The sequence below is a fragment of the Bartonella sp. AA86SXKL genome, from assembly GCF_042196885.1.
Window position 1 is genome coordinate 45,947 of sequence record NZ_JBHIRE010000012.1, and the last position, 9,741, is coordinate 55,687.

Genomic DNA, 9,741 nt, shown 5'->3' on the forward strand with positions numbered 1-9,741 from the left:
TGCCCCATTGTTACTTAAAATTAGTATTATTCACCTGCCTATGACACAGGTCAACTTTTTCTTCAAGCAATTGGTTTAAAATCAAACAAAAACTACGCTTTTATATATAAAATTTTTAAAATTAATCTTGTTGCATTTGCAAAAACTGTTCTAGTGCGGCGGCATTTTCATCTCCCGGCAACATAATGCGAACATGCACATAAAGATCATCTCTTGTACCATTTTTTAAACGAAGCCCTTTCCCTTTCAACCGTAAAACGCGATCAGAACTTGACCACGCAGGAATCGTTAAAACCACACGCCCCTCCAACGTCTCAACTTCTTCTTTTGCTCCCAAAACAGCATGTTTAAGAGAAACTGGTAAATCAAGATGGAGTGCTTTTCCTTCAACCCGAAAACGAGGATGTTTTTGAATCTGAATGGTTATCAACGCATCTCCTGCTTGCCCGTGAGGTACCTCTTCTCCCTGACCTTTTAAACGAATAGTCTGTCCGTCTTCAATATAATCTGGAAGTTTAATTTTTAACTTTTTTCCATTTGGAAAAACAGCCTCCACCTTTTCTGCGCCAACCATCTGCTCTAATGTTATGGCAAGATTAGCACGAACATGTGCTCCTTGTTGGGGACGGTTATAGTGTGTGGAATTCGAAAAGCTACCTCCTCCTCCAAACAGATCCCGAAAAATATCACTCGCATCAAAACTTGCACCACCTGAAGAGGAAAAATCAAATCCCTTTGCTCTTCCTGAAAAGGGATTTTGTTTATTGCTAAAATTTTCACCAGCACCATAGGCTTGATAAAGCGGTTTTCCTTCCATATCAATTTCACCGCGGTCAAATTGTGCCTTTTTATCTTTATCACCTATAATTTCATAGGCTTGATTAATTTCAGCAAATTTCTCTTTAGCCTTTGTATCATCTTTATTATGGTCTGGATGATATTTCTTCGCTAATCTTCTAAATGCCGATTTAATCTCTTGCGATTTTGCGGTACGTGCCACACCCAGAATCGTGTAGGGATCACGCATATTGCCCTCTTTTCAATTTCTTCGTTTTCAAAATATCAACTGATACGTTGTTCAATATCCCTTATAGCTTCATTAGTCTATTCTAGAGAATAATTTCTTCTTTTCTCTTTATATGTCTATCAATAAACTAAAATACCAGATAAAATGAGACATTTATTTAATATAGCTCCTTGTAGTCTATGCTAAAGTAAAAAATAATTAAACTACCATAGAAATACACGATAGCATTGGCTTTTTGAAAATAAGAAAAAATAGTACTGTAACTTCTTGATGATCAAGTAAATGAGAAAATGCCTCACCCATGCTCACTGATATTTGGAGAAACTATGAGCACAAAAATACCAACAGATGATCATTTTATGAAAATGCAAAAACCTTTTGAACTTTTCGCAAAGTGGCTTGAAGAGGCAACGATAAGTGAAATAAATGATCCGAATGCTATGGCATTAGCAACAGTTGACGAAACAGGACTCCCTAATGTTCGTATGGTTCTCCTCAAAGACTACAGTCCCCAAGGATTCGTCTTCTATACCAATTATGAAAGCTGTAAAGGACAAGAAATTTTAAAATCAATGAAAGCATCCTTAGGTTTTCATTGGAAATCACTCCGTCGTCAAGTCAGAATTAGAGGAATCGTTGAAAAAGTAAGTCAACAGGAAGCCGATGCCTATTTCCAATCGCGACCACGTGGTAGTCGAATTGGTGCATGGGCCTCTAAACAATCTCAACCTTTAGACAATCGTTTTGTGCTCGAAAAAGCAATTGCTCAATATACTGCGCGTTATGCTCTAGGCAATATTCCACGACCACCTTATTGGTCTGGGTTTCGTGTTAAACCCCTTTCTATAGAGTTCTGGTGCGATCGCCCATTTCGTTTACATGATCGTTTGCTTTTTACACGGGATTGTGTTGAACACAGCGATTGGAAAAGACAAAAACTTTATCCCTAATCCTTCAAACTTCATCGTTATGAAGATTTTTTCTTCGCAACAATTAAACAAATATTTTTTATTCGAAAAATTCTAAAAGAAGATGATTTATTCTATTTAAATAGAAGAATTTTATTTTCACTGTAAAGGTTAATTGGTGATATTTTCTACTGTATTGCTTAAAAATAGATTAGCAACAAGCTTATTAAAAAAAACATACTGTATTCAGTAGAAACTATGATTTTAGCTAACTTATTTTTAGACCGCAGGATAAAATATCATCCATATACCCCCACATACTAAACCAGAAAAAATCACAAAACCAATAAGCGAATTAGATTTGAAAAGCCTGAGGCATTGTGAACTATCATCTATATCAATGACTTTAATTTGAATAAACATATGGATACTTGCCACAAAAATCCCCAAAAAACTAAGAACAGGGACTCCAGCTAAATAAAATGCTAGACTAACGAACATCACAAAACCACCATACAAAAATACTAAAGCACGCTTGGTTGCTTTACCAAAAAGAAGAGCCGTAGAACGGACACCAACAGTAACGTCATCTTCTTTATCTTGATGTGCGTAGATTGTGTCGTATCCTATGGTCCACAAAATTGATCCCACATAAAGCAAGATTGGTGCCCAGCTTAAACTTCCAAAGACAACAGCCCACCCCATTAATGCCCCCCAATTAAATGCAACGCCTAAAAAAAACTGCGGCCAATATGTTACGCGTTTCATAAAAGGATAAAATGCAACAGCTATCAATGACGAAATACCTAGAAAAAAACTAAACCTATTAAATTGTGATAAAACGACTAAACCAACAAAACATTGCACAAGGATAAAAACTCTCGCTTGAAACCGACTCACATGTCCTGTTGGCAATGGGCGAGAACGTGTCCTTTCTACCTGAGCATCAATTTTATGGTCAATAAGATCATTCCAAGTACATCCTGCCCCTCGCATAGCAATAGATCCCAGAAAAAAAAGAAAAAGATACCAAACCCAATGAAGAAACATTGATAAAAGAGTATCGTAATGCATGTTATAAGAGAAAAAAGCCATTGTTGTTGACCAAAAACAAGGCCACATCAACAATTGCCAACCGATAGGTCGATCCCAACGCGCCAATTGCGCATAAAACCATAAAGAACGGGGAAGGAAGCTGTAGACCCATTGTTTGGAAGATGCATCCATAACCCGTCCTTGGCTATCATAGGACTGAACATGCGCGATATTTTTATTTTTTTTCATCAAATGATTTACCTTTGGTCTTGCGATAGAGACATTTCATTCTTATGAGAAGAGGATGAGATTAATTATCTTTTATGAGAGGAGCAAGCAATGAATATTCTTCTTATTGGCTCAGGTGGACGAGAACATGCTTTAGCATGGAAAATAGCAGCATCACCACTGCTAACAAAGTTATATTGTGCTCCTGGAAATCCTGCAACAACAGAATTTGGTGAAAATATTAATTTGAACATTGATGACCATCCCCTTGTTATTGATTTTTGTAAGGCACATTCTATTGATCTTGTAATTGTAGGACCAGAAGCACCCTTGGTGGCGGGTATAACAGACTCTCTTAATAGCGCTAACATCTGTGTATTTGGTCCTACTCAAAAAGCTGCTCAACTAGAAGGTTCAAAAGCCTTTACAAAAGATTTATGTCGGAAGAATAACATTCCTACAGGAAGTTACCAATGCTTTAATGATGCCTCTAAAGCTAAAGCTTACATTCAGCAACAAGGTGTTCCCATTGTTATTAAAGCTGATGGCTTAGCAGCTGGCAAAGGTGTCGTGGTTGCAACAACTATGGAAGAAGCGTTTAACGCAGTTGATGCCTGCTTCAAAAGTACATTTGGAGATGCAGAAAACAAAATTGTTGTAGAATCTTTTCTTGAAGGTGAAGAAGCAAGCTTCTTCTGCCTTTGTGATGGTAAAGTTGCTCTTCCTTTTGGATCTGCTCAAGATCATAAACGTGTAGGTGATGGGGATACTGGAGCAAACACCGGTGGTATGGGTGCTTATTCACCAGCGCCCATCATGACCCAAGAAATAGTGAATCGTACTCTCAAAGAAATTGTTGAACCAGCTTTAAAAAGCATGAAAGAAATGGGTGCCCCCTTTAAAGGTATTCTCTTCGTCGGATTAATGATAACGCAAAAAGGACCCGAATTAATTGAATTTAACGTACGATTCGGTGATCCTGAATGTCAAGTTTTAATGATGCGCCTCAAAGATGATATTTTGCCAATTTTTCTTGCTGCAGCTCAAGGAAAACTTGAAAATCAGCCTCTTCGGTGGTCTGAAAAAACAGCTCTCACCGTTGTTATGGCTGCTAATGGTTATCCAGACTCTCCCCAAAAAGGTACTGTTATCCGTAACGTTGATCAAGTAAACACTCTTCTCGATGTGAAAGTTTTTCAAGCTGGTACAGTGTTGCGTGATGGAGAACTCATTGCAAATGGTGGACGTGTACTCAATATAACAGCAACAGGAAAAACGATTACCCATGCACAAAAACGTGCTTATGAAGCTGTTGATTGTATTGATTGGCCAGAAGGTTTTGTTCGTCGAGATATCGGATGGAGAGCCGTTGCGCGAGAAAATTAAATCCTTTGAATATTCTTTTTTTACGATTTTCTTATTTTATATAAGAGCATGATACAAAAATTTTCTCACTGTTTTACGTTGACCATAATTTTGAAAAAATGAGTGTGCTTTCCTTTGAACAATCAAATATTGTAAATAGGATATCTACTCATGATAAAATAGGAAAATTTTCTGAATCTGAAGATGTAATATAAAATAATCATTTTACTGTTGTCTTTACTTTAAACGCATTTTCTCATCATTTTTATAAACACTTTCTTTCTTATAAAATCCTGAGGAAAAACGTATATACTATCATTTCTTTTATTTATCGCGTTTTTAGTGAAATTCCGCTTTTACGAAAAATGAAATGCCCAAAAAAGATAGTTATGTTATTCACATACAAACTCTTAAACAATATCTCTCATGCTTATCATTCCCATTTTACGACACTACCTGCAAATAGTATAAATCCATTCTGCCAGCTTTCTGGAATAAAAATAAAAACCTATACCATCATTGTATTTTCCAATTCTCAATATTACGATAACCCTTTCTATCTAAATGATTTTGATTATAAAAGAGAGATGAAATAAGAATATTCTGCAATATTCAAAGCTTTCATTCAACATGAAGAAATGATTTATAAAAAAATTCAAAAACACTTCCAGTAATCTTCTGGTGTTTTTAATAATGTGGCAAAAACCCAAAATTATACCGCAAAAAAACAGTTTCTATTGTTATGAAAACCGTTTTTACCTCTCTGAAAAAAGCGTTTTACATCATCGATTCCTGCTGCCAATGTATGGTGTCAAAAAACTCTCATTTACAATCATTGACTTTCTCTTTGTTTTAAAGAACCAAAAGTCACACCAAATCCCGTCTGTAAAGGTCTGAATTCTCATTAATATGCTGCACTTACACAAAGACCTACAAGCAAACTTAAGAATATTCGCCATATCTTCTAAAAACACTTCATGTGTGAAGTTTACATGCCTTATGTTACCTCCCCAAACAACGATGTTTTACAGCACAACAAGATAAATGCTGACGGTAGTACAAAAATGAATGCATGTTAATTTACTGGAGTGCAATTCGATTCGCAATCACCAAACGCAAGCCTAACGGATTGCTATAACGAAGTAAAAAATGCTTTTGTTTAGAATGTGCTGTTGTACCAAAAAATCGATGTAAATCAGAACGATCTTTTACAACCAGAATGCGATTATCTTCATTGATCATAAGCATGGGAAGGCCATAAGTATCCGCCCATAACCGCCAATCCAGAAGAACATTATTCAAATCTCTGGAAACCAAAAGCGGTATACAAGCTTCCTCATCGGCATGAAGTAATTCTAATGCAACAGCTCTTTCTCCTGAACGCGTTTTTACGGTACGTGCTGCAATTCCTTGAAAATGATAAGGGGGTATTAAATGCGATAAGCTTGAAGGCATATCCGTTTTAAAAGAAACACCACGCTCATTTAACGAACAAATAACCTGATTACCCGTTTTGGATGAAAAATATGTCGTCGTTTGTGGCAAATGGCACGGATCTAACCGAAATTCAAGCACCGCTTTTGCCTGATTAAAGCATTGATTAGCCATATACATTATCCCAATTTATCTTAAATAACATACACCCTTTAGCAGCTTTTTCTCATTGGATTATTAAAAGTTTGAATAAAAAACAACTGGTTTCTTTTTTGGTTATTAAAATCTAAACAAAAATGCATGATCACCATTCTTGAATTATAATACTTTTCCAGGATTCATTATCCCTAAAGGATCGAACGTTTTTTTAATCCCTTGCATAATATCCAATGCGACAGGCGATTTAAAAGAACGAAGTTCTTCGCGCTTAAGCTGACCAATTCCATGCTCAGCAGAAAATGCACCTCTATAGTCCACCACTAAACTATGAATGCGATGATTCATTGTTGACCATAACTGCAAGAACACTGTCGTATCAGCTCCTACAGGTTGTGTAATATTATAATGTAAATTTCCATCGCCCATGTGTCCAAAACAAATCACCCGTGCTCCTGGAGCAATATCCTCAACAATAAGCGCTGCATCAGCAATAAAATCAGGAATAGAAGCAAGTGGGATTGCAATATCATGCTTAATGGACCCTCCTGCTAACTTTTGTGCTAATGATATACTTTCTCGTAATTGCCAAAAAAAATCTTGCTGTTTTAAAGATTGCGCAACAACTGCATCTTCTATCACCGCATTCTTTAAAGCTTCTTCTAAAATAGTACTCAATACCGATAACGCCTCATCATTGCCTTGCAACGATGAAATGTTCATTAATACATACCATTCATGTTTCCGCTGAAGAGGAGGCTTCTCACACATCTTATAATCTAAAGCCATTTGCAAACTGAGATTTCCCATGAGCTCAAAACCTGTCAACATCCCTCCTCCATACTCTTGAGCCAGAGATAAAAACTCTAAAGCCTTCGCCGGACTATATAATCCCACCAAAGCAACAGCTTTTCCTTTTATTTTTGGAAACATCTTCAAAACGGCTGCGGTTATAACACCCAATGTACCTTCTGCACCAATAAAAAGATCTTTTAAATCGTAACCGCTATTGTCTTTTTTAACAAAACGCAAATCATCTAAAATACGCCCATCCGGTAAAACAACTTCTAAACCAAGACAAAGATCACGCATATTGCCATAGGCTAAAACAGCTGTCCCTCCAGCATTCGACGAAAGATTTCCTCCTACTTGGCAAGAACCTTCAGATGCCAAAGAAAGAGGGAAAAAACGACCTGATTCATCCACTTTTTTCTGTAAATCCTGTAAAATAACACCAGCCTCTACAACAACAAAATTTCCTTCAATATTTATAGCTCTAATCTTATTTAATCGCTCCATGGATAAAAGAACGCCCTCTCCTCTTTCATCTGGTTGTTGTCCCCCCACAAGCCCTGTATTTCCACCCTGTGGCACAATCGGTGTGCGCGTTTTGCTCGCTAACTGCATAATCGATGAGACCTCTGCGCAAGAAGATGGACGTAAAAGTAAAGGTGTTTTTCCATGAAAAAGCCCACGCTCTTCAAGCAAATACGGTGCAATCAACGCTTGATCTGTTATAGCATGCTTAGCACCAACAATTTCCCTAAACCCTTCAATTAATTCCTGCTCCATGTTCATTTCTCCTTTGGAGCCGCAGCCCGTATAAGACGATCATTGATAGCCTCCCCTAATCCGTATAATGGAATAGGTTCTACTGCGATACATCTCACTTTAAATGAATCTAATTCCTTCATATATTGAAATAAATGAGAGGCTGCCTCTTCTAACTTTCCATCTTCGCTAAGGTTTAAAATAGAAACGGCATTTTCAGCCCCCATAACACGCTTTGAACCAAATGCTAAAAGCGCTTCACCATTTTCCACCTTTTCTACATTCAAACGAACCGTGGCATTGGGAGCATAATGCGACTTTAACATCCCAGGAGCTTCAATCGCCGCCCTTTGATCTATCCGTTTTAAAGGCTTCCCCACAACTTCTTCAATTTCATCAGCCGCAAGCCCCCCTGGACGCAAAAGATAAATATTTTCACCACAAATTTTAATAATCGTTGATTCCAGCCCTATTTTAGCAGGTCCTCCGTCCAATATCAAAGGAACAGATTCCCCCAAAGATGCAAAAACAGCCTCAGCTGAAGTAGGGCTAAGACGCCCCGATTGATTCGCACTAGGAGCAGCAAGTGGGCGGCCAAAATGTTGTACCACTTCCGCAAAACGACTGTCTGGAAAACGAACAGCCAAGGTATTCAAACCAGAGGTTGTTAAAGGATGGATATTATGCTGTTCCTTTAAAGGCAAAACCAATGTCAAAGGACCTGGCCAAAATTCCTCCATTAATTGGCGTGAAAGAAAGTCAATTTTAACATAACGTTCCGCCATTTCGATGCCGCTGACATGCGCAATAAGAGGATTAATTTGCGGACGACCCTTTGTAGAATAAATAGAAGAAATTGCTCTCCCATTGGTTGCATCGCCCGCTAATCCATAAACAGTTTCCGTTGGTAATGCTACTAACTTCCCTTGTTCAAGAAGCGCTATTGCCTCTCTTATCGAAGCACTATCGAGTGGTAGAATCGTCATGACACATCATTTCTATAACACTCTTTTAGTGATATTATGCTCTTTTTTATTCATATATCACATTGATTTATATGTTTTTTTAAGTATGGGGTTCATAAATAAAGGTTAGGGAATAGGATTTTCCAATATTCTTCTACAAAACATATCTTATTCTGCTAACTTTCTCTAATAATTTTTTGAATTTTGCTAAGTTCTCTTGTGAAAAGCTATTGTTGAAACTCTTGACATAGACTTAACGTACAGTACATTGTGCTACAATTGAATAGGGGATTTAGCAATGGGAAAAATTCAAGCCCGCATACCTGATCAAGTTCAAGAAATTGCAAGTGCAGTTATTAAGTCTACGGGTTTAACTGTATCGGATGTAGTACGCATGTTTATGACCCGCATTGCTAGAGATCGTACATTACCGCTTGGATCTTTCAACCAAATCCGGAAACATTACGAGCTATCGAGGATGTCGAAATGGGATGCGTCGAACGTACATTATTAGACAGCTTAAGGACCATGATACGCGAAGATAGAACCGAAATGCGTAAATCTGAAAAGAAAACCTAAGCTTGCTATATTGTCTATACGCGTTCATTCCGGTCTGACCTTAAACGTGAAAGCAAAGGTAGGTATGCTAATACACTAGAGAAGGATTTGCTGCTTTTGGTCAAAGCGTTAGCGGAGAATGAACCGCTAAAAGCGCATTGGAGAGATCATGCGCTAACAGGTCAATGGCGCAATTGTCGTGATTGTCATATCAAGCCAGATTTAGTTTTGATCTATCGAAAGCCGAATACCAAAACACTCGAGCTCTTACGACTTGGTTTGCATTCTGAACTACGCTTATGATTGGATCTCCAATTCATAGTAAAAAGAATTTTTCGAAGTTTTTGCTTGTATGACAGTTTTTCTAATTCTTTGAGAACCACTGCTTCAAATGAGCGAAGATGTTGTCTATCGCATCCATGAGGCATGCAAAATCAAGGATAAGCAAAAAAAGAAAAAATGCTATCCACTTCATCAAGCGAGACATCATTTTCACGCTTTGATAGGTGATGAT

Annotated in this window: 8 protein-coding genes and 1 pseudogene; 4 read left to right on the plus strand and 5 right to left on the minus strand. The window is 37.5% G+C overall.

The window, feature by feature from the left end; genetic code table 11:
* Positions 1-121: 121 nt before the first annotated feature.
* Entirely contained in the window at positions 122-1,027 is a 906-nt protein-coding gene (locus tag ACFIO5_RS06565) for a DnaJ C-terminal domain-containing protein (protein WP_375634213.1), read from the minus strand.
* A gap of 326 nt (positions 1,028-1,353) precedes the next feature.
* Here ACFIO5_RS06565 and pdxH point away from each other — a divergent pair, with 326 nt between their 5' ends.
* Positions 1,354-1,977, plus strand: coding sequence for a pyridoxamine 5'-phosphate oxidase (gene pdxH / locus ACFIO5_RS06570; RefSeq protein WP_375611119.1), 624 nt, complete (start codon positions 1,354-1,356; stop codon positions 1,975-1,977).
* A gap of 237 nt (positions 1,978-2,214) precedes the next feature.
* Here the strand turns inward: pdxH and ubiA are convergent, their stop codons facing one another.
* Positions 2,215-3,219 carry a 4-hydroxybenzoate octaprenyltransferase gene (ubiA, locus tag ACFIO5_RS06575; RefSeq protein ID WP_375634211.1) on the minus strand — a complete coding sequence of 335 codons (1,005 nt, stop codon included), beginning with the start codon at positions 3,217-3,219 and terminating at the stop codon, positions 2,215-2,217.
* A gap of 90 nt (positions 3,220-3,309) precedes the next feature.
* Between ubiA and purD the strand changes: the two genes are divergently transcribed.
* A complete protein-coding gene (gene purD / locus ACFIO5_RS06580; protein ID WP_375634209.1) occupies positions 3,310-4,584 on the plus strand; it encodes a phosphoribosylamine--glycine ligase in 1,275 nt (424 codons plus the stop codon).
* A 1,059-nt stretch (positions 4,585-5,643) separates the two neighbouring features.
* Here the strand turns inward: purD and ACFIO5_RS06585 are convergent.
* From ACFIO5_RS06585 to ACFIO5_RS06595, 3 genes are all read right to left on the minus strand, one after another.
* Positions 5,644-6,171 (minus strand): DUF6101 family protein, encoded by a 528-nt coding sequence (locus ACFIO5_RS06585; RefSeq protein ID WP_375628324.1) that lies wholly within the window; start codon positions 6,169-6,171, stop codon positions 5,644-5,646.
* Between the two features lie 144 nt (positions 6,172-6,315).
* Positions 6,316-7,725, minus strand: a complete 1,410-nt coding sequence (locus ACFIO5_RS06590) for an FAD-binding oxidoreductase (RefSeq protein ID WP_375634207.1) — start codon at positions 7,723-7,725, stop codon at positions 6,316-6,318.
* A 2-nt stretch (positions 7,726-7,727) separates the two neighbouring features.
* Positions 7,728-8,690: an L-threonylcarbamoyladenylate synthase gene (locus ACFIO5_RS06595; protein WP_375620641.1), complete on the minus strand. Its 963-nt coding sequence runs from the start codon at positions 8,688-8,690 to the stop codon at positions 7,728-7,730.
* A 277-nt stretch (positions 8,691-8,967) separates the two neighbouring features.
* On the opposite strand from ACFIO5_RS06595, the pseudogene ACFIO5_RS06600 reads away from it, so the two are divergent.
* Both ACFIO5_RS06600 and ACFIO5_RS06605 read left to right on the plus strand, forming a co-directional pair.
* Positions 8,968-9,248: pseudogene (locus tag ACFIO5_RS06600) on the plus strand (type II toxin-antitoxin system RelB/DinJ family antitoxin).
* A gap of 9 nt (positions 9,249-9,257) precedes the next feature.
* On the plus strand, positions 9,258-9,530 hold the full coding sequence (locus ACFIO5_RS06605) for a type II toxin-antitoxin system YafQ family toxin (RefSeq protein ID WP_375634310.1): 273 nt from the start codon (positions 9,258-9,260) through the stop codon (positions 9,528-9,530).
* The last annotated feature ends 211 nt before the right edge of the window (positions 9,531-9,741 follow it).